The following is a 26,647-nucleotide window of genomic DNA, read 5'->3' as shown; positions in this document are numbered from 1 at the left end:
TATATTACATATATCTACAGATGAATTGGCAGGGGCGGCTGGATTCGAACCAACGGATGCCGAGATCAAAACCCGGTGCCTTACCACTTGGCGACGCCCCTAACATGTAACTTTAAAATGTCTTAGAGGTGATTCTGCTAAACTGTTGACCAAGTAAGCTTTACAAGGCGCGTTTTGCAAAATTTGCTCTGTATTCATTTCATCGGTTACTTCAGTAAAAACACAAGCACCTGTACCTGTAAGCTTTGCTAGACCAAACTGATCTAAATACTGCATTGCTTCTTCTACTTCAGGGTATAACTGTCGAGCCAGAGGTTCAAAGTTATTTCCAAAATTAGAAGGTTCTATCTGATAGGCGCAAAATGTAGTGATCTTAGAATCTCTTGTCAATGTTTTTTGCGAAAAAAGCTGTTGAGTGCTGATAAAACAGTCAGGTTTTAAGATTATGAATTTTTTTTGAGCTAAGTCTATGAATGATAAATGTTCACCGATGCCTTCGGCCCATGCATTTCGGCCTAAAACAAAGATGGGAACATCAGCACCCAACTGCACTCCATAATCGGCCAGTTGCTGTTCATTTAGATCGCATTGCCAGAGTTGGTTGAGTACGATCAAGGTGGTGGCGGCATTGGATGAACCACCACCGAGGCCTGCGCCCATCGGAATATTTTTTTCAATTTTAATCTTCAATCCACAGATTTTTTTTGCATGTGGCTTGAGCAGTTGTGCGGCACGATAGATCAAGTTCTGTTCGATCTGTACTTCTGCGAGCCCTTCAATTTGAATATGTTCTTCTGAACATGGCTCAAAAGTCATCCAGTCATATAAATCTATCAGTTGGAAAATAGTTTGTAACTCATGATAACCATTGTCACGACGGCCTGTGATATGTAGAAATAAATTCAATTTGGCTGGGGAAGGCACTCTAATCATAAAAGAATCTAAATTATCGGTTTTGAATGACCATTGTAATACGGTTTTCTTTGCCATCTGCAAGCGCTTGCTTCAACAAAAGTTTATTCGGGAGGTTTTGCGCATCGTTATAACTAAAATCAACAGTCCAACCATCTTCAATCAGTTGTTTCAGGCGATTGTTTTCATCTTTGCTAATCTGTGCATTTTGAGTGGCTGGCTTGGCTTGTACCCAGTAGGCAAGATGCATAATTGGGGCTTGCCAACCAGTGGCTTTTTCAAGTAATTCCTCTGGTGTTTCGGCGGTAATCAGGCCCGTTTTGGCGCTATTTAAAGTAACTTGACCAGGTTTGCCTTCAATTTGGGTTTTACCCACACCTAAAATGCCTGTCAGCTCAATATCAAATTGCTGTTGTTGCTGTACCCATGTAAAAAAAGCACTCCCAGATTGTTGTGGGGTACGGACACCGATTTTGCCTTGTAAACTAAAGTTATTTTCATCTTGTACTTGTGGTGAGACTGGCACTTTATTGGGCTGGCTCAAATGTTGGCAACCTGTTAGCAATAAAATACTGCTGCTACATACGGTGATGCATAACTTTGAAAACAAATGCATGGTTTAACTCTTTTTTACGGTGATGGGTAAGATTAAGCTATCAAGTTGTTGTAATTGTGGGGCATTGGCATGTTTTTGTTTTAATTGCTGTAACACCTCGCTAAATTGCGTGAGTGCCCCTTGCATATACAAGGCTTTGGCATAACGAATTCCGATATTGACATTTTCACTTAGCGAATAGGCTTGTCCTAAGACTTTGGCTGCGGTATCAAAATCATTTTGCAGGAAGGCAATATAACCTAATGTATCGAGAATTGAGGCTTGCTCAGGGGCAAAATCCAGTGCCAACTCTGCGTATTTACGGGCTTCTTTGAGACGGCGGTTTTGCAGCGCCAGTGTATAGGCATAAGCATTCAGATAGGTCGGACTGTTTGGTTCAATAGCTAAAAGCTGCTTTAAGGTTTTGTCTAATTTATCCCGATCTGTATAAGGGTCGAGTAACAATACCTCGGCATAAATTAATTCAGGATCATCCGGCAAGCTTTTAATTGCTTCGTCTAATAGTGCTAAAGCTGCCTTTTTATTATCCATCTTCTTTAAAATATCAGCCTGTGCCTGATATAAGAAGCTGGCATGTTGCGGATAGTTGACCCGTTCCTGCGTTAAGAAGCGTAAAGCATCATTTAATTGTCCCTGTTTCTCAAAAATTGAAATCATATTGCGGCGGGACACGATATAGAGACTACCATCGACCAGACGATAATAGGCTTTGGCCGTTTCATAATGCTGTTTGCGTTGTGCATTAATCGCTAGATAGTAATAGGCTTCATTCTGATATTTTGCCGAGGAACGCAAATCAACTAAATATTGTTCAGCTTTTTCGTATTGCTTCAAATCAATGCTGGTCAAACCAGCAATAAACAGGGCTTCTTCGGCCTTGGGATGATCCTTGATGATATCTTCTAGTTTATCTAAGGCTTCTTGCTGCTGATTAATTTGAATGTAATAACGTGCTTCTGCCATTCGAACATCCACATTGCCCTTGTTTTTGCGACTTGCTTGGGCAAACCATTTTTTGGTTTCCTCATCATTACGCAGAGCCATCAGGAGATTGGCTTTCATTAAAATAAAACTGGTGGATTTTGAACGTTTGCGTAAGGCTTGATTAATATTATTCAGTGCCTGTTCATATAAACCATCTTGGGCTTCTAAACCCGCAATCAAGGCCAGAATGGAGGGGTTGTTTCGTTCTTCGCTGGCGCGCAGTGCATTTAGCAGAATTTCCCGATCTGGGGCTTGTTCAGGAGCAATCCCAACTAAAATTTCCTCGAGATCGGCAGTTGGGTCAATATTTAAAATTTTATCTAATGTCTTTGCTGCTAACTCATATTCATGAGTTTTAAGTGCAATATGTGATAAATAAAACAGCGCAGGCACATCTTTGGGTTCCTGTTCGACCCAATGTGTGGCAATGTTAAGTGCTGATTGTAAATCATTGTATTCTAATGCGATATCTAAAGCACGCTGTTTAATCGTGGTTGAATTGCTGCGAATCGCAAGTACAGTATAATTGTGTAATGCAGTTGCAATATCATCATAAGCAAGGGAAAATTCAGCGACCATGCTCTGTTGCAGGGCATGCTCAAAGCTCTTCTCTGCATACATGTCGTGTATTGCTTGTGCAGAGACATAAGAGCTCATGCTACCTAACAACAAGATTGTGGTAGAATACCGTCTAATCGTCTTGCCGCTAAAAAGGGTACGGCGATATAGCTGACGCAATTTTTATTGATCCAAAGTAATGCTTTTTATGACACCGATGTTGCACAATAACATAAATTTAGCGAAATGATGATCTGATATGTCTTTCTTTGCATTGGGCGTCAACCATCAAACAGCTTCTGTTGAACTTCGTGAACAAATTGCTTTCAATGCAGAGCGATTAGCTGCGCTATTGCTTGAACAAAACCAACATGCATCGCTAAATGATTTGGTGGTGGTGTCAACCTGCAACCGTACCGAAGTCTATGCCATGACAGAAGATGCTGAGAGCATCCTGAATTGGCTGGCCCACGTGAATAATATTGATGTAAAACAGTTAATTCATCATGTTTATCGTTACGAGAATGCTCAGGCGGTTACACATTTGATGCGTGTAGCCAGTGGTTTGGATTCGCTAATGCTGGGTGAGCCGCAAATTTTAGGTCAGGTTAAAAGCGCCTTGGCCTTATCCAAAGATGCAGAAACTGTTTCGCCTGAATTGAACAGTGTTTTTGAATATGCCTTTTATGCAGCAAAGCGTGTCCGTTCCGAAACTTCGGTGGGCAGTCATGCTGTTTCAATGGGTTATGCCGTTGCGCAATTGGCATCACAAGTGTTTAGCCATACCGAAAAACTGACGGTGATGGTGGTTGCAGCAGGCGAAATGAACAGTCTGGTTGCTAAACATTTGGCAGAAATGGGCGTAGCAAAAATTCTGATTTGTAACCGTAGTCGTGAACGTGCTGATCTATTGGCGCAAGAAATTGCCCATCAGGTCGACGTTGAAATCATTCCCTTTGCTGAACTTGCACACAATTTGCATCGAGCGGATGTGGTCTCTAGTTGTACAGGTAGTTTGCATCAAGTGATTGAATATTCAGACGTTAAAATTGCCTTGAAAAAACGCCGTTATCAGCAGATGCTAATGGTCGATTTAGCCGTTCCTCGTGATATCGATCCGAAAGTGGAATCATTGGATAACGTGTATTTGTATGGTGTTGATGACTTACAAAGCGTGATTGATGAGAATCTGGCACAACGTCGTCAGGCCGCGGTTGAAGCTGAAATCATGGTCAATCAATTGGCAACCCAATTGATGACCCAGCAAAAGGTTAAAGAGGCCAGTGGTACCATTCAGGCTTACCGTCAGCACAGTGAGGAAGTCAGCCAAAAAGAGTTGGCACATGCTTTAGAGTCACTGCAACATGGTCATGCTGCAGAGCAGGTGATGCAAGAGTTTGCGCATCGTCTGACGCAAAAACTGATGCATCCCACTTCGATTTTACTCAGAGAAGCCGCTAAAGCTGAAAATCCAGATTATTTCGAATGGCTACAGCAACATTTGCAAGATGTGTTTGAACATGAGCGTAAGCCACGCCAGTAATGATCATCAAGACAATAAACGTAAACTAATCTGTTTGGTCAACTCGTTCAGTTGTTGACGTAAATTACGCGATTCAATTAAAGAAATTGGCGATTTGAGCTTTAAGCGTAAATACTTTTCTTGCAATCCCAACGCATATTCTTTCGCCAGTTTGTCTGCAATTTCAGGTGCTTGGGTTAGTGATTGAATATTGGTTCGTTGCATGATATCTGCCAGTTCATGGCTATAACTGCTACATGCGCCGAGTACATAATAGGTCGCCAGTTCCTGATCATCAGGCAAGTCATCAAAAACAATATTGAGTGCCGCCAGAATCTTGGCTAACAGTTCATTTGGGTCGATCACCGCACGCAGTTCTTCAAAATGGATATAGAGGAAGGGATGGTGCATTAAAATTGCCACTGCAAAATCTTCATCTTTGGTCTGAATGTTAAAAGACAATGAGGCATCATGGCTGATTTGTGGAGTAAAACGTTTGCCCAGACCAAGTTTTTCTCGGAAAGACTGGCTCAGCAAATAACGAAATGAGCCGTGTTTGGGCAACAGTTCGGTTAATTCGCGTAGTTCACCCATGACCAAGCTTTTACCTTCGGGGGTGCTAACATCATGTTGTCCAGTCAGGTGTGCAAATACAAAGTCTGACAGGAGGGGGGCTTGTTGTAATAATTTCTGGAAGTTTTCTAAACCTTCTCGACGAATGAGAGAGTCAGGATCATGTTCATTGGGAAGCACAAAGAATTTTAATTCACGACCATCATTGAGCAGAGGTAGTGCTATTTCTAGCGTACGACGTGCTGCTTTTTGGCCTGCTGCATCACCATCAAAAGCAATGGTAATTCGAGAATTTTGTTTAAACAGGGTGGTTAAATGCTCGGCATTACTGGCGGTTCCCAATGTTGCCACCGCACCATTAATCCCATATTGCTGTAAGGCGATCACATCCATATAGCCTTCAACCATTAACCAGTCATTGGCTTTAAGTTTACGGCCTTCGTATAGTCCATACAGGAGTTGGTTTTTGTGGAATACTTCCGAGTCTGGTGAGTTGATATATTTGGGTTTGATCTCATCGTTGAGGGCACGCCCACCAAAGCCGACCACACGACCTTTATGATCACGAATCGGGAAAATCACCCGTTCACGCAATAAATCGAAATCTCGACCACTGTCACTGGAACGGATCAGGCCAAGTTGTTTTAAACCTTCAATATCTTGTGGAAAAGCTTTTTCTAAATGTTGCCAGTCTTCAGGGGCATAACCCAAACGCCAAAATTGAATGGTCTGAGGGGATAAGCCACGCTGTTTGAAATAGTTTTGCGCTTTTTGGCTATTGGGTAGTTGACGCTCATAAAACTGAGCCACATTTTCCAGCAGATCGTAGAGGTTTCCTTCCTGTACTTGCTCATCCATAATATTGAATGATGGATCGAACTGGGCAAAAGGATCATCCATATAACGATCCATATCGACAAAATGCCCGTCGATGAATTCCTCAGCCGCAGGTACGGGCGCGACATTCTCAGCTACAGGTGTAACTGTCGCTTGCGGTACTGCCACTTGTTGAGGGCTGCGTTTATAGGACAGCTTTTTATTGTCTTGATTATCTTTAGGTAACTCGATGCCAGTTTTATTCGACAGCTCTTTCATCACATCGACAAAGTTACGGCCATCAATATCCATCAAGAAACGAATGGCATTGCCGTTGGCCTGACAACCGAAGCAGTGAAAGTACTGCTTATCGCGATAAACATGAAAAGAGGGCGATTTTTCCTGATGGAATGGGCAACAGCCCGAGTAGGTACGTCCCGTCTTTTTTAACTTCACACGTTGACCGATCAAATCGACAATGTCGGTTCGATCTAAAATTTGATCAATCGTATGTTGTGGAATTGCCATATGTATTTAACCATTTAAGACGGGGAGTAGCACATTGTTGCATCGCAAAAATGTCAGGAATCATTGTTGCATAAAATAAAAAACAGGCAAGAAAGACTTGCCTGTTTGATGTATCAGATGATTGCAAATTAGTTTGCAGCATCATTCTCCGATGAGTTATTTGCTTCAGGTTTATCTAACAGACCAAAACTTAAACGGTTTTTCCAGCTTGGTTTGTTGGCATTGGCTGGAGCAGAGGTTTCTGGTACAGCAACGGGTGCAACTTGCTCTGTTTCTGGTTTGTCCAGTAAACCAAAGCTTAAGCGGTTGGTTAAACTGCGCTGTTCAGCAGTGCTTGCTGTTTCCGCTTTGGTTTGTACCGTTTTTGATTCGCGACCCAGCAAACCTAAAGTTGCACGATTGACCCAGCTACCTTCTTTACGTGCTGCACGTAAATTCACTTCACCATTGGATTTGACCAAGTTTGGATAATTAAGTTTTAAAATCTCAATATATTGTTGAGAGGTCGCTTGATCGCCCAATTTTTGGTAGCTATAAGCCAGGGTTGCTAAAGCTTCTGGCGTTTGTGGGGTTTGCGGATAATGTTCAATCACCCATTGCGCACGTTCAGCCGCAGCCAACCAAGCTTTACGCTCAATGTTGAAACGTGCGGCATTCATTTCACTTTCAGCAAGTTCCTGACCAATAAATTTCATGCGCTGTGCTGCATCGACTGAATATTGACTGCTTGGGAAACGGCGAATTAAGTCTACAAAGTTTTGGTAAGCCAGTTTGACATAGCTCACATCACGATGAGATTGTTGCAATGAGGTATAACGAATCAAGCTGTCATAGTTCAGTTCCATATTGGCTACGCCACGAACATAGTAGGCATAATCAACATTTGGGTGCTGCGGATTTAAACGAATGAAGCGATCAGCCAGTGCAATCGTACCTTCATAATCTTTTTGCTTGAATTTCGCGTAGAGAAGCTCAAGTTGAGCTTGTTGTGTATATTGTCCAGTAGGATAATACGTATCTAAAGCTTCAAGTGATTTAACCGCATCGGTATATTGATTACGTTCAAGCGATTTTAAGGCTTTGTCATAATAAACTTGTTCACTTGATTGTGGTCCTTTATCAACCACTTCTTTCTTACTTGGATTGCTGCTACAGCCCACAAATGCAGACGCTACACCTAAAGATAGTGCAAGCACCGTAATTTTATAACGTGGTAGCGACATAAAAACTCCTCTGTTATTCTGGGCAATGAGCTACAATGGTGCTATTAAACCATTTTTGTACCGATCATCAAATGACTTCAGCACAATCTTCCAATTCAAACTTCTCTGAAACAGATTTCTTACTCGAAGATTCTGTCGATGCAGATAATCATAATTCCGATTCAACTGCAACACGTTTATCGTTGCAAATTCAACTTGATGAAAACTATTTAGGCCAACGTATTGATCAGGTTGCCGCATTGGTTTGGAGCGAGTTTTCTCGTGAAAAACTCAAGCAATGGATGAAAGATGGCCATCTGTTGGTAAATGGTAACATCGTTAAGCCCAAGTACCGCTGTGAAGGAAATGAATTATTAACACTCGATGTTGAACTTGAAGCACAAACCTCAAGCCAGCCTGAAAATATTCCATTGAATATTGTTTATGAAGATGACGATATTATTGTCATCAATAAAGAAGTAGGCATGGTGGTTCATCCTGGTGCGGGGAATCCAACAGGAACTTTAGTGAATGCCTTGCTTTATCATGCACCTAAACTGGCCGAGCTGTCTCGTGCTGGCTTGGTTCACCGTATCGATAAAGACACCAGTGGTTTACTGGTGGTTGCAAAAAATCTTGAAGCACAATTCTCACTCAGCAAGCAATTGGCTAAGAAATCGGTTTACCGTGTTTATGATTTGATTGCCTATGGCAACATCATTGCAGGTGGCACCATTGATGAACCGATCAAACGTCATCCTGTGGATCGTATCAAAATGGCGATTTTACCGGGCGGACGTGATGCAGTAACACATTACAATGTAAAAGAACGCTTCCGTGACTTTACCCGTGTTCAGGCACAGTTGGAAACAGGCCGTACTCATCAGATCCGTGTGCATTTTAGTTATCTAGGTCATGGTTTGGTGGGTGATCCTGTATATGTCAACCGTGTCCGTTTCCCTGCTGGCGCTTCAGAAAAATTAACGGATATGTTGCGTAGCTTTAAGCGTCAGGCGCTGCATGCCGCGAAGTTGGGGCTGGTTCATCCACGTACAGGTGAAGAAATGATGTTTGAAGCACCATGGCCAGAAGACTTTACCCAATTGGTTGAAGTATTGCGCAGTGAAAATGAAGCCTATTAAGTAAAGCTTTACCTCTCTAAATCTCCTTCCTTAAACGGAGGTGGATTTTCGTGAATTCAATGTCTTAGAGTGCCTTAAATTCCCTCTCCTTTGAGGAGAGGCTTAGGGAGAGGTTGACGGTAGAAAATATAGCTCAGGAGATATTTATGGAATTTGTACAAGGTCTGCCGAAAGGGGTCTATGTAGCACAAACGCGGATTGAACATCCTCAGAGCATTACAACATCGAATCAGAATCTATCCGGATTTAATTTGGCTTTGCATGTCAATGATGATGCGCAACGTGTTCAGCAACATCGCATGTTATTGCTGAATGAGTTATCTACATTCGGTGTAGATAAAATCACATGGATGACGCAAACGCATAGCACCATTTGTCATACCGTCAATGAACAGATTCCATTTATTGCCCTTGAAGGCGATGGTCTGGTCACCCAAAAAGCAGGCCATGCCTTAATGATGATGACGGCTGATTGCTTGCCTGTGGTGTTGGGCAATGCTGAAGGGACGGAAGTTGCCAATTTACATGCTGGTTGGCGTGGCTTGGCCAATGGCATTATTGAAAATACCGTGGCTGAAATGCAATCTCAACCAACATGGGCATGGTTAGGTGCGGCCATTAGCCAACCCTGCTTTGAAGTTGGTGCCGAAGTGAAAGCGGCTTTTTGTGACAAATATCCTGAATTAGCTTCGGCATTTATTACGGGTCAAGTTGAAGGGAAATACCAAGCTGACTTATATGCAATCGCTCGTTTTATTCTCAATCGCTTAGGCGTCGAGACTGTTTTAGGTGGCGATCAATGTTCGTATCAACAGAACCAAGATTATTTCTCTTATCGCCGTGATGCCAAAACGGGACGGATGGCAAGTTTGGTGTTTATGCAATAAAAGCACGCTTGGCGTGCTTGATTCGCCTTGTGGTATTTAAAAATGTTAAACTTGATCCAATTCATTGGTTTTCAAATTCTCCATGTCTGTGATTGAGCAAGTAAGTTCCCAAATTAAAGTTTGTGTGGTTTATCATAGTCCTTATGGACATACCGCCAAAGTTGCGCAATACATTGCTCAGGGTGCAGAGCAGGCGGGTGCCGAAGTGCATCTACTGTCTGTGGCTGCGCCACAATGGGATTTGCTCGATCAGGCTGATGTGATTGTAATGGGTTGTCCGACCTATATGGGAAGTTTAACCTCAGCTTTAAAACAGTTTATGGAAGACTCGTCTAAACGCTGGTTGGCGCGGAGCTGGCAAGGTAAGTTGGCAGCGGGTTTCACCAATGGCGGTGGTCTCAGCGGTGATAAGCTGGCAGTATTACAACAGATTAATTTATTTGCGATGCAGCATGGCATGTTATGGGCAGGCTTACCGTTTATGCCGACAGGACGAAGTCCTTCAGATATTAACCGTATGTCGAGCTTTTTAGGATTGATGACTCAGTCTGACAATGCCAGTGTAGAAGTCACTCCACCTGAAGGAGATCTGGAAACTGCGCGCAAGTTTGGGAAATATTTGGCTGAATTGCGATTAAAACACGTTGTGGCTTGATTTTTAGTAAGACAATCATAATTGAACTATTGCCTGTTTTTTTGCTCGTAATAGTTCCCCGCCATGTCTAAAGGTCTCTTCATATTGGAGCCTTCAAAAGAGCCCACTTATACTGGTTATGGGAACTACACAATTGAAGGGAAGAATGAAGTAGTTGATGCTAATCCGCATTGTAGAGGGTAGAGCTTGGTTGGAAAATATTCGTTGATGGTCAGTATTAAAAATTAAAAAAATGTAGTTAATATAATTAAATAAAGTATAGCCACATATAATTTTTACTCCGAGGGAGTATAAGTAAATGAAGAATGAAATCGCTATTTATTTGAATAAGGTTGCACAAGGAATTATACCATTAAATGATTCATTGGAATGGTTTAATAACTTAGATGATGAACAAATAATTCTGATGCTAGAGACTTTAATTTATTATGTACAGCAATCAGGAATGTCTGCGAGTTCAATAAAAAACTTTCTTGAGCCTGCAAGATTATTTTCTGGGTTAAAAATTGGACACACGCCTGTTCAAATATTGAAAAGTATAGAGCAAACTGGTCTTATGAGTACATCAGCTTTAAAAGTTGGGTTACATAAGTTTTTAAAGTTACCTAAAACTGAACAAAATCAATCTTCTTTACTTCTTGTAGGTATTCTTAATTATAATTTTCATATGAAAAAAAATTCTGATTCAACAAAATGGTGGTATGAAGATTTATCGCAAGATCAAAATTTTCCTGAAATATAGATAAATGACTACTTAAAATTAAACATCATTTTATGATTACTGTGGAAATACGAAGAGCTTAGACAAGATAAGAATAATCCTACAGGAACGCCAGCAGTTCGAGCTGAATTAATGAAAATGATTTTGGAGAAATGGTAATGCTATTTAGTTTTATTAATGAATCTGCTAAGGAAGTTAAAGTTTATTTTGAGCCATCAACAGATACATTTTTTTTGAAGAAAGATGATGTAATCAAAATAAATGTTTCTAATAAGGATTTAGATCATGTTTTTGAATTTGTTTATGTTGATGATGGTGTAATTTTATATCTTCCGCCTAAATCTGAAGTTGAGGTTTTTATAAATGACTTGAAAGTTGAAACATTGTATGAGAAATTTAATTGGTAGATAGATAGCTTAGATAATACTTTTTATCATTGCTGTTAAATGGATTAGTAATGGGTCTATTACATCCATATATTATACAGAAAATTATTTTATTTTTAAAAATAATGGTTTATAAAAAAAACCTCCAATTGGAGGTTTTTTTATTACTTATGCAGCAGACGAGATTTATCACGTTGCCAGTCACGGTCTTTTTCAGTGGCACGCTTGTCATGTAATTGCTTACCTTTCACTAAGGCAATTTCGAGTTTGACCAAATGGCCTTTCCAATAACATGCCAAAGGCACGCATGAATAACCTTTTTGATTGACTGCACCCAAAAGCTTTTCCAACTCACGACGAGAGAGTAGCAATTTACGCGTACGCGTTGCTTCTGGAACCACATGGGTTGAGGCAGATAACAAGGGCTGAATTTGTGAGCCAAATAAAAAAGCTTCACCATTTTTAAAAATGACATAGCTTTCAGTTAAGCTCATACGCCCAGCGCGCAGAGATTTTACTTCCCAACCTTGTAGGGACATGCCTGCTTCAAATTTTTCTTCGATAAAGTAATCGTGGCGCGCTCTTTTATTTTGAGCAATCGTGCCACCATTATGTTTCTTCACTACTGTTGCTTGCGCCATAATTTAAACTTCCACAATTGGCTCTATTGTGCCGTAAAACGCAACCTTTTTCCAATGTTTAGGAATTTCGCATTTAGAGCCAGCATTTGTTAAAATACACGCCTTATCTCATTAACTAGAGTACACCGCATGTCTAAAACACGTGTGATTTATCCGGGGACTTTCGATCCAATAACCAATGGACATGTCGATTTGGTTGCAAGAGCATCAAAAATGTTTGATGAAGTTGTGGTTGCAATTGCGATTGGTCATCATAAAAATCCAGTGTTTAGTTTAGAAGAGCGTGTTGAATTAGCAAAAGCATCATTGAGTCATTTGAACAATGTTGAATTTGTTGGCTTTGATGGCCTATTGGTCAATTTCTTTCGTGAACAGCATGCAACAGCGGTACTCCGTGGTTTAAGAGCAATCTCAGATTTTGAATATGAATTTCAACTGGCCAATATGAACCGTCAGCTTGATCCACATTTTGAATCGGTATTTTTAACTCCATCTGAGCAATATTCATTTATCTCATCTACTCTGGTGAGAGAAATTGCTCGTTTAAAAGGTGATGTGACCAAATTTGTGCCTGCCGTTGTGGTTGAGGCCTTTGAACGTAAACATCAACAAGGTTGGTAGCGTGTCCTTATATATTACAGATGAATGCATTAACTGTGATGTCTGTGAACCTGTATGTCCCAATGAAGCCATCTATATGGGTGAGCTGATTTATGAGATTGATCCTGCACTCTGTACAGAATGCATTGGTCATCATGATCAACCACAGTGTCAGTTGTTTTGCCCCGTTGATTGTATTCCGCTCGATCCTCAACATGTCGAATCGCATGATGATCTGATGGCGAAATACAAAAAATTAACTGCGCAAAAAAATACGAGCAATTAACGGCGAACTTTGATAAGATGCGCCACGAAGTGGGCCGGACGGTCGCTGCTGTGGAGGTCTCCGTGACTGAAACAGGGGAGGAAAGTCCGGGCTTCATAGGGCATGGTGCCAGGTAACGCCTGGGCGGCGAAAGTCGACGGCAAGTGCAGCAGAGAGTAGACCGCCAATCCCTCCGTTCCTCCCTTGAATAAAGGGAGGCTAGGTAGGATAGGTAAGGGTGAAAGGGTGCGGTAAGAGCGCACCGCGTGTCTGGTAACAGTTCACGGCAAGGTAAACCCCACCAGAAGCAAGACCAAATAGGAATCCTGAGGCACGGCCCGTGCTGGATTCGGGTAGGTCGCTTGAGCGTACGAGTGATTGTACGCCTAGAGGAATGATCGTCCTCGACAGAACCCGGCTTATAGGCCCACTTCTCAAATTTTTTAAAATTGTGCTTGACGTGTGTATTGAAAGTTAAGATAATGCGCCCACAGTTTTCGGCTATGTAGCTCAGTTGGTTAGAGCACCGCACTCATAATGCGGGGGTCACAAGTTCAAGTCTCGTCATAGCCACCATTTTATAGACCACGCTCCTGCGTGGTCTCTTTTTATCTGCAGTTTTTATAATCTTCAAAACAATCTTTTTGATGCGAAGTTTTCTGGTTATTTTTATTCAAATCAAAGCCCGATCATGACTAAATCCCGTGGTTGAGGTAAAGATGTGTTGAAATTTGATCAATTAAGGGTTGAAAGCCTAAAAACTGTTCATATGTTCTATATTTTCAAGGCGATAGACTTGACCCGTTATGCGGAACACTAGATAATGCGCACACAGTTTACGGCTATGTAGCTCAGTTGGTTAGAGCACCGCACTCATAATGCGGGGGTCACAAGTTCAAGTCTCGTCATAGCCACCATTTTAAAAACCACGCTCCTGCGTGGTTTCTTTTTATCTGGATTTTGCTCGAAAAAAATAATGCATCAGACATGCAAAGGCCTGTAAATGAGTTATTCATTTACAGGCTTTATTTTTATAGATGCTTTTCGATAGCGGCTAGGGTTTGTGGGCTTTCATAGAACGGTTTGAGGATCAAAGTAATGATCGGTTCTAATACGCCGTGCTCATCCAATGCTTTCACAACTTTTGGATAGAATCGTACGGCTTCATTGAGCAGGTCAGTTTCTTCTAAGCCAATTGCCGCGAACACATCGGCTAGGCTTTCATCTTTATAGAAGTCATAAAACACTTTAACACCGTATAAGATTAAATCCTGTATGAAAGTGGACTGGCGCAATTCTTTCCAGTACTCATAAATCATAACAAAGAATTCTTCCACATCCAGTGGTGTCACTTGTTTGGTGTATTCGGATAGGGGCTGAGCTTTATTATCATCCCAGATATTGCGGGCCAGACTCTCAAGATCATCATCAGAAAGTAGGCTGAGATCGACTAATTGTTCTTGAATGAAGCGACCAATACTCTCTTCAATTTTTTGTTCAATCCGTTGCTGCTGGCGATGTGAGAAGCTTTTGAGCTTATGTTGCCATTCATATTTACTTTCAGAAATACGTACCTCATTTGATTGAGCAAACAGTTTTGGTAATTTGTTTTGTAGTGTTGTGGTCGCAATGTATTGGCACAGTTGCTGAATAGAAGGGCTATCTTTTAAAAATTGATTTAAATAATGGCGGATATTTTCCAGCTCTAAAAACTTGGACAGCCACATTTCAAACTGGTGGTCGGAAAATACATCTTGTAATTGTGCCGAGGATTGTAATGAAAAGACATGCAGTCTTTGAGCAATTTCCCCAATAAACTCTAATAGGCCTGCACCAAGTTGCATTTCAAAGGCATAGCGTTTAACCACAGCCTGAATTTGCGCGAGTTCAACCACTTCTTTGAGTTGAATATTGGGTGCATGTTGAAGAAACAGTTGAATAAATTGCTGAAAGAAATCAGCGGAGAGTTGAGTGCTAAGTTGGTTTTTGTAAAATGAAACTTGCTCAAGCATCATTGCTTGAGCAAGTAATTGTGACTTTTCAGAAACAATTTTTTCAGTCATTCGCGGTCCATCCGTTGACAATAGGATAGCGTCGTTCGCGACTGAAGGCACGCGAACTAATACGTGGCCCAATCGCGCCCTGACGACGCTTGTATTCATTACGATCAACCAGGCGAATCACTTTCTCGACCACTTCGGCTTCGTAGCCTTTGGCGATAATGTCTGCTTGGCTGAGATCTTCTTCAATATAAGCATATAAGATGGCATCAAGTACATCATACGCAGGTAGGGAATCTTGGTCTTTTTGATCTGGACGAAGTTCTGCCGATGGCGGACGTGTAATCACACGCTCTGGAATTACAGGGGTTGCTTCTAGCGTATTACGGTATTTTGCCAGTTCAAATACAATGGTTTTATACACATCTTTAAGTACAGAGAAACCACCGACCATGTCACCATACAAGGTGCAATAACCTACTGAGATTTCAGACTTGTTGCCAGTAGAAAGCACGAGGTTACCAAACTTATTCGATAAACCCATCAATAAAGTACCGCGAGTACGCGCTTGTAAGTTTTCTTCTGTCGCGTCAGCAGGTGCGTTGCCAAAGAATGGGAACAAGGTTTGCATGAAGCTGTTCACGATCGGGTGAATTTCTGCAATACCAAAAGTCACGCCCATGCGACGGGCTTGTTCAGTCGCATCTTCGACACTCATTTGTGAGGTGTAGGTATATGGCATCATCACGGCTTGGACTTTCTCAGCACCAATTGCATCAACTGCAATGGCTAGGGTCAAAGCAGAGTCGATCCCACCAGATAAGCCTAGAATCACACCTGGGAAACCTGAGCGCTGTACATAATCACGTGTTGCCATGACCAATGCTTGATAAATCTCGGCAAAGGTTTCTAAGGCTGGAATCGCATCAGTTGTTTTGTATTGCTTTTGCTCAGTATCGTATTCAGCATAAGCCAAAGCTTCTTGGAAGCTTGGAATTTGTAATGCCAATTGACCATCATGATTGCTGACAAAACTTGAACCATCAAAAATCAAATCATCTTGTCCACCGACTTGGTTGACATAGATCAGATTGAGATTTAACTGTTTTGCCAGTTCATTTAAGGTCTGGATACGATGTTGCGGTTTACCTACTTCATAAGGTGAAGCATTTAAGACCAGCACCGTTTCAACATTCAGTTGACTGAGTTGTTTAACGGTATTCAATGACCAGACATCTTCACAAATCAACACACCGAACTTGTGACCTAAATATTCAAACACAAGATGTTGATGGCCTTCTTGGAAGTAACGCTTTTCATCAAACACGCCATAGTTTGGTAAGTTGTGTTTGTTATAAACCCCTAAAACCTGCCCATCTTTCATGACAGCAGCGGAGTTATAGCGATGACCGTCCTCAGTTTGATGTACAAAACCAAACACCATGAGGATATCTTTGACTTCGCTGAGTTGAGCAAACGCTTTTTGAGTGCGTTTTTGTAGATTTGGGCGAAGTAATAAGTCTTCGGCTGGATAACCTATCGTAGAAAGCTCTGGGAAGATGATCAAATCAGCCTGTTGTTGTTTCGCTAAATTTGCTTGCTCAACCATCTTTTGAGTATTTGCATCAATATTGCCAATGTGCGGAGAGAATTGAGCAAGGGCAACTTTAAAATTTTTCATTCAAACCTAGTCCTGAGTTTTAACAAGTTCTGATATACAAGTTTCTGATTTATATGGGTATAGTTATTAAAAACAAGTGTATATCATGGCGCCAAACATTTTATATCTTAAAGAAAAATGACAAGTTTACTAATATATACTAAATGCGCATTTTTCTGCGTAAAAATAACAAGTTTTTCTGTATAAAACAGCAACATTTCTCAATATTTGCATGATTATGGTGCGTAATTGTGAAGAAATTGAAGAGTATCATAGCAAGTTTTTTTCATGCCATTTTTACATCTGGATATGACATATCAATTACAACAGTTATGGGTATTTCAAAAACTTGAGAAAAAATAATCACTTTCTATATTTTTTATTGTATCGGAATAGGTGAAACACTTGTACTTTTTTAAAAATATAGCATATTCATGGTCTTGGGTTTGTTTTGAGTGTTTTTTATACCGTTTGTCGGGAATATCTTTGCGACACTTGAGTGTACATTTGTGCACTGCTATTATCCTAATTAATGTGAACAGGCGTACACTTTGATGTAGATCCAGTGTACTCAAACACGAAAATAAAGAGGTAACAATAATGTCAGTTTTATTATTTCCTGTGTTTGCGTTTGGTTTGGCAGTGGTTGTGGGTCGTATCGGTACAGTCATGTTCCGTGAACAAGACCAGCAAGCTTAAGCTGATTTGTTAAATAGTCATTTAAATAAAGAGGTAGCAAATTATGACTTCAACGATTTTATTGCCTGTAATCGCCTTAGGTTTAGCCATTGGTGTTGGGCGTATAGGAACCATTGTTAAGGATGCGATGCGTGTAGAATTTACGACTGATATGGATGATAGTCATGAACACCCAATTGAAACTGGTAAAGGCACTGCTGCATAAGTTCAAGTGTGAATTACTTACTTAAAAAGCCCTGTAAATATAAATTACGGGGCTTTTTAGTTTTTGAGGATAATATTGGGAATTCTGTTCAAAAAAATATCGCGTGCAATATCACCTTGCTGCTCAATGTTATAGCTAGAAAAAGCTTTACCTTGGATCAAGTGATATTGGTAAGGGTTATATTGTTTAAAGCTGAGGTAATAGCCTGCCTGAAGGATTGCACCTTTAACAATCACATGGGTGTGTTGTTGAAACTGTAAAATATGCGCCAGTTCGTGAATAAAAATTCCCTGCAAGGAGAGGGAGCAAGTCGAGTAGTCCGGACTGAAATATTTTTGATGAACGAATAGGTTGCCATTCGGTGCCATAAAAATATTGACAGGTTGCCAAGGTAAATAGGGGATGTTAAAGATTTTGACTTTTGTATAATCAATTAAATGACCAAAGACGCGACGCGCCATTTCGATTTCGCCAGACGTCAAACCACGATATTGAAATTGATTCATTTTAAGATAAAAGATTAAGCTGGAAATGAAGCGAGCTTTTAATCTTTGTATAAACGCTGGAAATGCTTTGATCATTTGAGCTTTAAGTATTAAAAACTGAGATATACCGTTTATTTTAGAACAAAAATACGCCGTAGGAAGGATGAATTTTGGTATGCGAAGCATTCAATCAATGTTTTTTTCATTCTGCTTGATGAGTAGTGCGTCTTATGCGGATTTAGATATCAAGCATTATAAAAATTGTACGGGTTCTCCCTTAGTGGAGTTGAATGGTCATTCCAAGCTTGTCCTTCCAGTCATTGATTCTTATAAAAATCATCAATATCACTATTCAGCAGTCTTGGATCGATTTGAAACCGAAATGACACAGTGTTTTGTGGTCGATAATAGCCGGAAAGTGATTTTAGATACGATACCGAGTCTGATTTCAAATAGTTGTAGTGGGCAATGGGATAAAAAGAGTAAAACGCCGCTATGGATGGCCGATATTGGTGGTGGCAAAGACGGAGTTGAGTATTTTCCTTATTTACCCTCGGAACAATTAAAACAGGTCCATAAAAGTGAAGTATCAGGGATCAGGCAAATTATTAAAAGCATTGACTGCCAATTATCGACTTATCAAAAACAGGATGCAGCTGAGCTAAATGATGCTGCATTTTTTCTCTATCAAATGGGCTATTATGATGATTCCTTGAGGTTGTTAAAGCATGTGATAACGTTGGATCCGAATCGGACCGTGGCTTATTTAAATCGAGCGGATGTCTATTTCGCTTTAAAAAATCTAGGTCAAGCCAGAAAAAATTACATGATCTATGTGGATCAAATGAAAAAGTCGGGCTTATCAAATAAAGTACCGTTAAGAATAAAGCAATTTTTATGATCTGATTGTCAGAATATCTATACAGATCAATCATTGGTTGAGAAAAAATGAAGAAAATTGTCTTGTTGTGCTTATTTTTATCTGTGTGCGTACAAAGCTATGCAAGTAATGAATATTACTGTTTTACGGATGGTAAAAATTCAATTTTATTGGTTTCACCAGAATATCAAAAGATACAGTCGATTAAGTATTATCCCTATCTCAAAGATATAAAGCTTTCTGTGCCAGTCCATATTGAAGAGGTTGAGGTGGAGAAGTTTGCTCAGCCTGAGGTTTATAAAACCATGAATGAGTTGATTGATGGCAAAGTAACGGGGCAATATACCTTTGTGTCACAAGGCTATATTCTTTATGGCGCAAGCTATCGTAATTTTAAAACAAAAAAAGAGACTCACTTTCAGCAAGTGTCTTTAAACTTGAAGGGGATAAGCTGTTTGTAGTTTGAATTGGGGTTAATGCTGTAGTCTAAGCTACAGCATTAGAAAAAGAACAGTGCTGTTGAGTTAAAATTGAGGTTTGACTACGACTAAAATCACCACTGCAAACAAGATCAGGGTTGGCATTTCATTGAAGAAACGCCAGAACTTATGTGATTTATAGTGGGCATTGCCAATCAGTTTTTTACGGTAATAACCACAGACAAAATGGTAAATCACTAACAGACCTACCAAGCCGACTTTGAGATAGAACCATAATGCCTCATGGTAATGTCGGGTTGCATCACCCCAGTCAACCAGAAAGTGGGCGGTAATGAGTGTGGCAATCATAGATGGCCACATAATCCCGCGATACAACTTGCGTTCCATCACTTCAAAGCGTTGATGACTGACGGTATCTTCGCTCATGGCGTGGTAAACAAAAAGACGTGGTAGATAGAACAAAGCAGCGAACCAACACACCACAGCAATAATATGTAATGCTTTTACCCACAAAAAAGCATCAGAAGGTGCATCCATTGATCATCCTCAGTGGGGGCGAGGGTGTGTTGATATTTCAACTATGCTTGCGTTATAGACTAAAATGACTTAAACAAGGCATGGAACGTAGGTAATGGTGACTCCATTGCCAAGTTTCATAACGAAGTTTAGGGAAGTTTTAGTCATAACCCTTCGGGACAGGGATATTTTTTGCTGCTACTACGTTATGCCTTATTCACTTAGAATGACTAAGTTTCATAAGTCATGCCTTGTATTAGCTAAAAAATATCCTCTGTCGCAAGCATCTGTGAAATGTTAACGGACCCTCTACGCATCCCACTTCTTGAAAATAAGGCAAGCATTTACGCCGCCAAAGCCAAAACTGTTACTCATGACAGTATTCAGTTTTGCATCACGTTTTTCAAGTACAATATCGAAACCTTGCGCACCTTCATCCAGCTCGGTCACGTTGATGTTGGGTGCAATAAAGTCATTTTGCATCATCAATACCGAATAGATGGCTTCCTGGACACCCGCAGCACCAAGACTATGACCTGTCATTGATTTGGTTGAGCTGAGTGGCGGAACCTGACCTTCACCAAATGCACGCTCCATGGCTTTAAGCTCAGTCACGTCGCCTGCCGGTGTAGATGTACCATGGGTGTTGACATAGTCGATCTGCTCTACGCCATGCTGTTTAGCTTCGTCCAAGGCCATAATGATACAACGTGTTGCACCTTCACCACTTGGTGCAACCATGTCTGCACCATCACTGTTTGCGGCATAGCCAATCACTTCAGCTAAAATGTTAGCACCACGGGCTTGTGCATGTTCGAGTGATTCAAGTACCACGAAACCACCACCACCTGCAATGACGAAGCCATCACGATCTTTTGAGTATGGGCGTGAGGCAGTTTCAGGTGCGTCGTTGTATTTTGAACATAAGGCACCCATCGCATCAAACAACAAGCTTTGTGACCAATGGTCTTCTTCACCGCCACCGGCAAGCATTAAATCTTGTTTACCCAGTTGGATCAGGTTGTAGGCATAACCAATGGCATCGGCAGACGTTGCACATGCGCTGGTAATCGAATGAGCGATCCCTTGGAGTTTAAAGGCAACACCCACATTTGCGGTAATGGTATTACTCATATTACGAGGAACAAAGAACGGACCGATTTTGCGTGCGCCTTTTTCTTCTAATAATTTCACCATTTCGGCAACAGATGCTGTTGAGTTACCACCACTACCACCTGCGATACCGTAGCGTGGATTGTTGGCCAAATCTTCTTGTTTAAGTCCGGCATGTTCTACTGCTGCAACTGCTGCATTATAAGCATACATTGCACACACGCCCATAAAGCGTTTGAGTTTGCGGTCAATGCCCTCAAAATCCTGTTCAGCAGCTGCACTGACATGGCTTTTGAAATTCAGTTCTGCATAAGTAGGGTTTAAACGTGTTCCTGAGATTCCATTTTTTAAAGAATGAGTGACCTCTTCTAAAGAGTTACCGATACATGAGTTAATGCCCATACCAGTGATTACAACACGTTTCATTTACAGTTCCCTTTTCTGGTAATACTAAGCCTTGCGCATCTCGCTACGAATACAAATCAGGAGAAAATAACGATTAAAATGGCTTATGAGTGAATGACACCATAATAGCAGAAAGGTTTTTTATTTCTTATGGCAAATTTTATGACTATTTCCAGTTGTGTAAATATTCGTAAATATTGGTGTGGTTGTGACGAAACGTAATGAAAGTACACAGATAAAAGTTGAGATAAATCTGCATTCAACCTAGTATTTACCTAGAGATGCACAGATTACACAACAGAGGTACTTGATGACAAAATCTAAAAACAAGCAATCTTCAGGTTTATTTGCACAAGCCTTTGGAGTGGCTAAAAAGCTCAGTTCAGAATTACAAAAACTGCAAGTGGCTCCAACAACATCGGGTGCGGAATTGGCCAACTCATCCAATATTGTCGAAGGGAAGGCACGTTTTAAAAGCCCGTTTGAGGTGGAAAAATATGAAAATCCTCAACAAATGTTACGCCAACAACTCCCGAAACTGTCGCATCAGCTGTTAGGTCGCCATTACAACCGAGTCAATAATGTTGCTTCATTTGTATCTCCAGATTTAGGGGAAAAGGTGTCTGACTATTTATTTCAATGGTTGAATGAGTTTAGTTCGAATAGCTCCTTAACAGAAAAAATTCTGGAAGAAGCCGGGGTGAAAGATATTATTGAACTGACTCAGGATACGGGACGTTCACAACGTTTAAGCCAGGCACTGATTGAGCAAAATAAATTACTCGCAGCAGCGCAGGGTGCAATTACAGGTGCTACAGGGGTGTGGGGTGCGGCGATTGATATCCCAGCTTCAATCGTACTGGCTTTGAGAACCATATATCAGACAGGACGTTCGCACGGTTTTGATTTAACCGAAGATGCAGATCAAGAGATCGTTGCCTTTGTCTTTAAAGAAATTGACTTAAGTTTGGTTGCGGAAAAACAGACTTTGCTCGTCGCCTTAAAAGCATTGCAATCCATGTTGGAAACCCATGATTTACAGCAATTCCAGCAGCTGCTCGGTTCAAATAATGATATTGAACTGGTGAAAAAGTGGTTGGTCGATGAAAATGGTCAGTTTAAATGGAACTGGCTCAATCGTATTCCTCAAGCATCAGTAATTGGTAAACTGACACCAATTGCGGGTGCAGCACTTGGTGGTTTCTATAGTTGGAGATTATTGGATGATGTTGGCCATAAATCTCAGGCGATTTTTGGTGCGGCCCGATTTTATATTAATCAACATCCCAATGAAAAAACTTCACCTTTAGAAGCTTATTTCAAAGCAGAACAGCAGCTGAAAAAAGCGAGTCCACGTTTATTAAGTTCTGTGGCAGTTGAAGCCAATAACACCACATCAGAGCAACAGAATAATGTGATTACCAAAGTGACTGTTCAAACCAAAGAAAATACGGCTGCTACGGGGTCTGTGGATGACAAGGTTGAAGAGGGAATTCAGCAATTAGCTGAGCAGCATGTGGTTGAGCATCCGCATACTGAACAGCAGCCTGCGCTAAAGCAGCAAGAGCACCTGCCGGTAGAAGAGAGTACTGAAATGGGTACAGAAACGAAGGCACTTGATATCGAACCTGCATCAACAAAACCTAGTTAAGCGTTGTATGCAATTTTAGATATCAAAACACAACAAAGCCAAGAAATGGTCAGCACTAACAATGTTGACCATTTTTACTTCTTAGCTTACAATTATGTGCCCTTAAAAAGAGGTTATTTTCTTTTTTTAAGGTTGTTTAATAACGGGAGAATTGCCAAATGGCAACAACAAATCAGTTGATCCGTAAGGGTCGTACGACTTTGATTGAAAAATCAAAAGTTCCTGCGTTGAAGGCTTGTCCACAACGTCGTGGTGTATGTACACGTGTTTATACTACTACACCTAAAAAACCTAACTCAGCAATGCGTAAGGTTTGCCGTGTTCGCTTAACTTCAGGTTTTGAAGTATCTAGCTATATCGGTGGTGAAGGTCATAACTTACAAGAGCACAGTGTTGTTCTTATCCGTGGTGGTCGTGTTAAAGACTTACCAGGTGTACGTTACCATACCGTTCGTGGTTCTTTAGACTGTGCTGGCGTTAAAGATCGTAACCAGTCACGTTCTAAATACGGTGCTAAGCGTCCTAAGAAGTAATTCTAGGAAACTAGCCCAAACAACCCTTTAGCGTTTCGCTTGTTTGAATTCTTCATAGATTTGTAATTCAAGCGACGTATAGTAAGGCCAGCGTCGTGTACATGACACTTGTACAAACTGCTGGATTATCCTGAAGTGTCATATTATTAGGTGTATTAAAATGCCAAGACGTCGCGTAGTCGCTGCTCGTGAGATCCTTCCAGATCCAAAATTTAGCAGCCAAACAATCGCTAAATTCATGAACCACGTAATGCAAGATGGTAAAAAATCTATTGCTGAAAGTATCGTTTACGGTGCTTTAGACCGCGTTCAAGAAAAAAACAAAGTAGACCCGGTTGAATTTTTCGAGACTACTCTTGAAAAAGTTCGTCCTATGGTTGAAGTAAAAGCACGCCGTGTAGGTGGTGCTACTTATCAAGTACCTATGGAAGTACGCCCATCCCGTCGTACTGCTCTAGCTATGCGTTGGTTAGTAGATGCTGCTGCTAAGCGTTCTGAAAAAACGATGGCTTTACGTCTTGCTGGTGAGTTGCTTGATGCAGCTGAAGGTAAAGGTGCAGCGATCAAAAAACGTGAAGACGTGCATCGTATGGCTGAAGCCAACAAAGCCTTCTCTCACTACCGTTTCTAAGCGGATAAAACAGTCCCTAATCAGGAGAATATTCATGCGTACCGCAGCACGATTCAACATCGCTCTTTACCAAAGTGGGGGCTTTGCGGGTATTTAAGTTGCCTGCATGGATATTCGCGCGCATCAATTTAATTGATGCGTCCTGTTTTAAATATAACATTTAGGAATGTAGACATCATGGCTCGCCAAACCCCAATTAGTAATTACCGTAACATCGGTATTTCTGCGCACATTGACGCAGGTAAAACAACTACAACTGAACGTATTTTGTTCTACACAGGTGTATCTCACAAAATTGGTGAAGTACACGATGGTGCAGCAACAATGGACTGGATGGAACAAGAGCAAGAGCGTGGTATTACAATTACCTCTGCTGCTACAACTTGTTTCTGGTCTGGTATGGCTAACCAATTCCAACAACACCGTATCAACGTAATCGATACACCGGGACACGTAGACTTCACAATCGAAGTTGAACGTTCTATGCGTGTTCTTGACGGTGCGTGCATGGTTTACTGTGCAGTTGGTGGTGTACAGCCTCAGTCTGAAACTGTATGGCGTCAAGCGAACAAATATAAAGTGCCTCGTTTAGCATTCGTGAACAAGATGGACCGTACTGGTGCAAACTTCTTCCGTGCTGTTGAGCAAGTTAAAACTCGTTTAGGTGGTAATCCTGTACCTATCGTTGTGCCAATCGGTGCAGAAGATACATTTACAGGTGTTGTTGACCTTATCGAAATGAAAGCGATTATCTGGGATGAAGCATCTCAAGGTATGAAGTTCGAATACGGTGATATTCCTGCTGACCTCGTTGAGACTTCTCAAGAATGGCGTACTAAGATGGTTGAAGCTGCGGCTGAAGCATCTGAAGAGTTAATGGACAAGTACTTAGAAGAAGGTGATCTTTCTAAAGAAGAAATCATCGCTGGTCTTCGTTCACGTACATTGGCGTCTGAAATCCAAGTTATGCTTTGTGGTTCAGCGTTCAAGAACAAAGGTGTTCAACGTATGTTGGATGCTGTAATTCAATTCTTGCCTTCTCCAACAGAAGTTAAAGCAATTGAAGGTATTCTTGACGACAAAGATGAAACTAAAGCATCTCGTGAAGCATCTGACGAAGCGCCGTTCTCTGCACTTGCGTTCAAAATCATGAACGATAAGTTCGTAGGTAACTTAACCTTCGTACGTGTTTATTCTGGTGTTCTTAAACAAGGTGATCCGGTTTATAACCCAGTTAAATCTAAGCGTGAACGTATCGGCCGTATCGTGCAAATGCATGCGAACGAACGTCAAGATCTTGATGAAATCCGTGCAGGTGATATCGCAGCGTGTGTAGGTCTTAAAGACGTAACTACGGGTGATACATTATGTGATGAGAAAAACATCATTACCCTTGAGCGTATGGAATTCCCAGAGCCAGTAATTTCATTGGCTGTTGAACCAAAAACTAAAGCTGACCAAGAAAAAATGTCAATTGCTTTAGGTCGTTTGGCTAAAGAAGATCCATCGTTCCGCGTTCGTACAGACGAAGAATCTGGTCAAACAATTATTGCTGGTATGGGTGAGCTTCACCTTGACATCATCGTTGACCGTATGAAGCGTGAATTCGGTGTTGAAGCGAACATTGGTAAACCAATGGTTGCTTACCGTGAAACGATCAAAAAGTCTGTTGAACAAGAAGGTAAGTTTGTTCGTCAAACAGGTGGTAAAGGTAAATTCGGTCATGTATATGTTCGTTTAGAACCTATGGATGTTGAAGAAGCTGGTAAAGAATACGAATTCGCTGAAGAAGTTGTCGGCGGTACTGTACCTAAAGAATTCTTTGGTGCGGTTGATAAAGGTATTCAAGAACGTATGAAGAATGGTGTATTGGCTGGTTACCCTGTTGTGGGTATCAAAGCGACATTATTCGATGGTTCTTACCATGATGTCGACTCTGATGAATTGTCGTTCAAAATGGCTGGTTCATATGCTTTCCGTGACGGTTTCATGAAAGCAGATCCTATCCTTCTTGAACCAATCATGAAAGTTGAAGTTGAAACTCCAGAAGACTACATGGGCGATATCATGGGTGACTTAAACCGTCGTCGTGGTATGGTTCAAGGTATGGACGATCTTCCTGGTGGAACAAAAGCAATTAAAGCAGAAGTTCCATTGGCTGAGATGTTTGGTTACGCGACTCAAATGCGTTCTATGTCTCAAGGTCGTGCGACGTATTCTATGGAATTCGCTAAATACGCTGAAACTCCACGTAACGTGGCGGAAGGCATCATCGCTAAGTTCCAAGCTGGCGGTAAAAAAGGTGACGACGAGTAATCTTTCGATTACTATATTACCCAACTAAAATTTAGTTAAAAAACCAAGTGCTCATGGGCGACCCTCATGAGCAGTTTATAAAGGAAGATCATCATGGCTAAAGCC

Annotated in this window: 26 protein-coding genes, 3 tRNA genes and 1 other RNA gene; 18 read left to right on the top strand and 12 right to left on the bottom strand. The window is 41.1% G+C overall.

What is annotated here, in order from left to right:
- Positions 1-26: 26 nt before the first annotated feature.
- From Aba26S_RS16710 to Aba26S_RS16695, 4 genes are all read right to left on the bottom strand, one after another.
- Positions 27-101: transfer RNA gene (locus Aba26S_RS16710), tRNA-Gln, on the bottom strand.
- Positions 100-933: a 4-(cytidine 5'-diphospho)-2-C-methyl-D-erythritol kinase gene (ispE, locus tag Aba26S_RS16705; RefSeq protein WP_043973603.1), complete on the bottom strand. Its 834-nt coding sequence runs from the start codon at positions 931-933 to the stop codon at positions 100-102. Before ispE ends, Aba26S_RS16710 begins: the two co-directional genes overlap by 2 nt.
- Positions 934-946: 13 nt before the next feature.
- On the bottom strand, positions 947-1,528 hold the full coding sequence (lolB, locus tag Aba26S_RS16700) for a lipoprotein insertase outer membrane protein LolB (RefSeq protein ID WP_005239280.1): 582 nt from the start codon (positions 1,526-1,528) through the stop codon (positions 947-949).
- Between the two features lie 3 nt (positions 1,529-1,531).
- Positions 1,532-3,250: a tetratricopeptide repeat protein gene (locus Aba26S_RS16695; RefSeq protein ID WP_043973598.1), complete on the bottom strand. Its 1,719-nt coding sequence runs from the start codon at positions 3,248-3,250 to the stop codon at positions 1,532-1,534.
- Positions 3,251-3,329: 79 nt separating this feature from the next.
- Between Aba26S_RS16695 and hemA the strand changes: the two genes are divergently transcribed.
- Positions 3,330-4,613: a glutamyl-tRNA reductase gene (gene hemA, locus Aba26S_RS16690; protein ID WP_043973596.1), complete on the top strand. Its 1,284-nt coding sequence runs from the start codon at positions 3,330-3,332 to the stop codon at positions 4,611-4,613.
- A 6-nt stretch (positions 4,614-4,619) separates the two neighbouring features.
- Here the strand turns inward: hemA and Aba26S_RS16685 are convergent, their stop codons facing one another.
- The gene (locus Aba26S_RS16685) at positions 4,620-6,509 is read right to left on the bottom strand and encodes a DNA primase (RefSeq protein WP_043973595.1); all 1,890 of its coding nucleotides are present in this window, start codon (positions 6,507-6,509) and stop codon (positions 4,620-4,622) included.
- 128 nt (positions 6,510-6,637) lie between these two features.
- Positions 6,638-7,732 carry an outer membrane protein assembly factor BamD gene (locus Aba26S_RS16680; protein WP_005239276.1) on the bottom strand — a complete coding sequence of 365 codons (1,095 nt, stop codon included), beginning with the start codon at positions 7,730-7,732 and terminating at the stop codon, positions 6,638-6,640.
- Between the two features lie 71 nt (positions 7,733-7,803).
- Between Aba26S_RS16680 and rluD the strand changes: the two genes are divergently transcribed.
- The 5 genes from rluD to Aba26S_RS16655 all read left to right on the top strand — a co-directional run bounded on the left by rluD (position 7,804) and on the right by Aba26S_RS16655 (position 11,523).
- Positions 7,804-8,853 carry a 23S rRNA pseudouridine(1911/1915/1917) synthase RluD gene (rluD, locus tag Aba26S_RS16675; RefSeq protein ID WP_043973601.1) on the top strand — a complete coding sequence of 350 codons (1,050 nt, stop codon included), beginning with the start codon at positions 7,804-7,806 and terminating at the stop codon, positions 8,851-8,853.
- Positions 8,854-8,999: 146 nt separating this feature from the next.
- On the top strand, positions 9,000-9,740 hold the full coding sequence (gene pgeF, locus Aba26S_RS16670; RefSeq protein ID WP_043973593.1) for a peptidoglycan editing factor PgeF: 741 nt from the start codon (positions 9,000-9,002) through the stop codon (positions 9,738-9,740).
- A gap of 82 nt (positions 9,741-9,822) precedes the next feature.
- Complete coding sequence (locus Aba26S_RS16665; RefSeq protein ID WP_005273320.1) at positions 9,823-10,395, top strand: flavodoxin family protein; 573 nt, start codon at positions 9,823-9,825, stop codon at positions 10,393-10,395.
- 298 nt (positions 10,396-10,693) lie between these two features.
- Positions 10,694-11,137, top strand: coding sequence for a DUF5958 family protein (locus tag Aba26S_RS16660; RefSeq protein ID WP_043973589.1), 444 nt, complete (start codon positions 10,694-10,696; stop codon positions 11,135-11,137).
- A gap of 137 nt (positions 11,138-11,274) precedes the next feature.
- Entirely contained in the window at positions 11,275-11,523 is a 249-nt protein-coding gene (locus Aba26S_RS16655) for a hypothetical protein (RefSeq protein WP_043973586.1), read from the top strand.
- 143 nt (positions 11,524-11,666) lie between these two features.
- Here the strand turns inward: Aba26S_RS16655 and smpB are convergent, their stop codons facing one another.
- A complete protein-coding gene (gene smpB, locus Aba26S_RS16650) occupies positions 11,667-12,143 on the bottom strand; it encodes an SsrA-binding protein SmpB (RefSeq protein WP_005239263.1) in 477 nt (158 codons plus the stop codon).
- Between the two features lie 129 nt (positions 12,144-12,272).
- On the opposite strand from smpB, the gene coaD reads away from it, so the two are divergent.
- From coaD to Aba26S_RS16625, 5 genes are all read left to right on the top strand, one after another.
- Positions 12,273-12,764, top strand: coding sequence for a pantetheine-phosphate adenylyltransferase (coaD, locus tag Aba26S_RS16645; protein ID WP_005273330.1), 492 nt, complete (start codon positions 12,273-12,275; stop codon positions 12,762-12,764).
- A gap of 1 nt (position 12,765) precedes the next feature.
- Positions 12,766-13,029 carry a YfhL family 4Fe-4S dicluster ferredoxin gene (locus Aba26S_RS16640; protein WP_004655229.1) on the top strand — a complete coding sequence of 88 codons (264 nt, stop codon included), beginning with the start codon at positions 12,766-12,768 and terminating at the stop codon, positions 13,027-13,029.
- 26 nt (positions 13,030-13,055) lie between these two features.
- An RNA gene (rnpB, locus tag Aba26S_RS16635) (RNase P RNA component class A) lies at positions 13,056-13,446 on the top strand.
- A gap of 61 nt (positions 13,447-13,507) precedes the next feature.
- Positions 13,508-13,584: transfer RNA gene (locus Aba26S_RS16630), tRNA-Met, on the top strand.
- Positions 13,585-13,848: 264 nt separating this feature from the next.
- A tRNA-Met gene (locus Aba26S_RS16625) sits at positions 13,849-13,925 on the top strand.
- Positions 13,926-14,039: 114 nt separating this feature from the next.
- On the opposite strand, the gene Aba26S_RS16620 is transcribed toward Aba26S_RS16625, so the two are convergent.
- Positions 14,040-15,071, bottom strand: a complete 1,032-nt coding sequence (locus tag Aba26S_RS16620) for a hypothetical protein (protein ID WP_043973582.1) — start codon at positions 15,069-15,071, stop codon at positions 14,040-14,042.
- The gene (locus Aba26S_RS16615) at positions 15,064-16,689 is read right to left on the bottom strand and encodes an NAD+ synthase (RefSeq protein ID WP_043973579.1); all 1,626 of its coding nucleotides are present in this window, start codon (positions 16,687-16,689) and stop codon (positions 15,064-15,066) included. The genes Aba26S_RS16620 and Aba26S_RS16615 overlap by 8 nt, the downstream gene beginning before the upstream one ends.
- A gap of 721 nt (positions 16,690-17,410) precedes the next feature.
- Here Aba26S_RS16615 and Aba26S_RS21190 point away from each other — a divergent pair.
- Entirely contained in the window at positions 17,411-17,572 is a 162-nt protein-coding gene (locus Aba26S_RS21190; protein ID WP_005239251.1) for a hypothetical protein, read from the top strand.
- Between the two features lie 56 nt (positions 17,573-17,628).
- Here the strand turns inward: Aba26S_RS21190 and Aba26S_RS16610 are convergent, their stop codons facing one another.
- Positions 17,629-18,153 carry a hypothetical protein gene (locus Aba26S_RS16610; RefSeq protein WP_043973577.1) on the bottom strand — a complete coding sequence of 175 codons (525 nt, stop codon included), beginning with the start codon at positions 18,151-18,153 and terminating at the stop codon, positions 17,629-17,631.
- 79 nt (positions 18,154-18,232) lie between these two features.
- Here Aba26S_RS16610 and Aba26S_RS16605 point away from each other — a divergent pair, with 79 nt between their 5' ends.
- On the top strand, positions 18,233-18,958 hold the full coding sequence (locus Aba26S_RS16605; protein WP_043973574.1) for a tetratricopeptide repeat protein: 726 nt from the start codon (positions 18,233-18,235) through the stop codon (positions 18,956-18,958).
- A 47-nt stretch (positions 18,959-19,005) separates the two neighbouring features.
- Positions 19,006-19,398: a hypothetical protein gene (locus Aba26S_RS16600; protein ID WP_043973572.1), complete on the top strand. Its 393-nt coding sequence runs from the start codon at positions 19,006-19,008 to the stop codon at positions 19,396-19,398.
- Between the two features lie 63 nt (positions 19,399-19,461).
- Here the strand turns inward: Aba26S_RS16600 and hemJ are convergent, their stop codons facing one another.
- Complete coding sequence (hemJ, locus tag Aba26S_RS16595; RefSeq protein WP_005239243.1) at positions 19,462-19,914, bottom strand: protoporphyrinogen oxidase HemJ; 453 nt, start codon at positions 19,912-19,914, stop codon at positions 19,462-19,464.
- 288 nt (positions 19,915-20,202) lie between these two features.
- On the bottom strand, positions 20,203-21,432 hold the full coding sequence (locus tag Aba26S_RS16590) for a beta-ketoacyl-ACP synthase II (protein WP_005239242.1): 1,230 nt from the start codon (positions 21,430-21,432) through the stop codon (positions 20,203-20,205).
- A 289-nt stretch (positions 21,433-21,721) separates the two neighbouring features.
- Between Aba26S_RS16590 and Aba26S_RS16585 the strand changes: the two genes are divergently transcribed.
- The 4 genes from Aba26S_RS16585 to fusA all read left to right on the top strand — a co-directional run bounded on the left by Aba26S_RS16585 (position 21,722) and on the right by fusA (position 26,542).
- Entirely contained in the window at positions 21,722-23,062 is a 1,341-nt protein-coding gene (locus tag Aba26S_RS16585; RefSeq protein WP_043973570.1) for an EcsC family protein, read from the top strand.
- A gap of 158 nt (positions 23,063-23,220) precedes the next feature.
- The gene (gene rpsL / locus Aba26S_RS16580; protein ID WP_004638184.1) at positions 23,221-23,595 is read left to right on the top strand and encodes a 30S ribosomal protein S12; all 375 of its coding nucleotides are present in this window, start codon (positions 23,221-23,223) and stop codon (positions 23,593-23,595) included.
- Between the two features lie 160 nt (positions 23,596-23,755).
- On the top strand, positions 23,756-24,226 hold the full coding sequence (rpsG, locus tag Aba26S_RS16575) for a 30S ribosomal protein S7 (protein WP_004655203.1): 471 nt from the start codon (positions 23,756-23,758) through the stop codon (positions 24,224-24,226).
- A 177-nt stretch (positions 24,227-24,403) separates the two neighbouring features.
- Positions 24,404-26,542: an elongation factor G gene (gene fusA / locus Aba26S_RS16570; protein ID WP_005239239.1), complete on the top strand. Its 2,139-nt coding sequence runs from the start codon at positions 24,404-24,406 to the stop codon at positions 26,540-26,542.
- Positions 26,543-26,647: the final 105 nt, after the last annotated feature.

The sequence above is a fragment of the Acinetobacter sp. NBRC 110496 genome (assembly GCF_000876115.1).
Classification (GTDB): Bacteria; Pseudomonadota; Gammaproteobacteria; order Pseudomonadales; family Moraxellaceae; genus Acinetobacter.
Note: the sequence above shows the minus strand (reverse complement) of the source record. Positions and strands in the feature narration are given on the sequence as shown.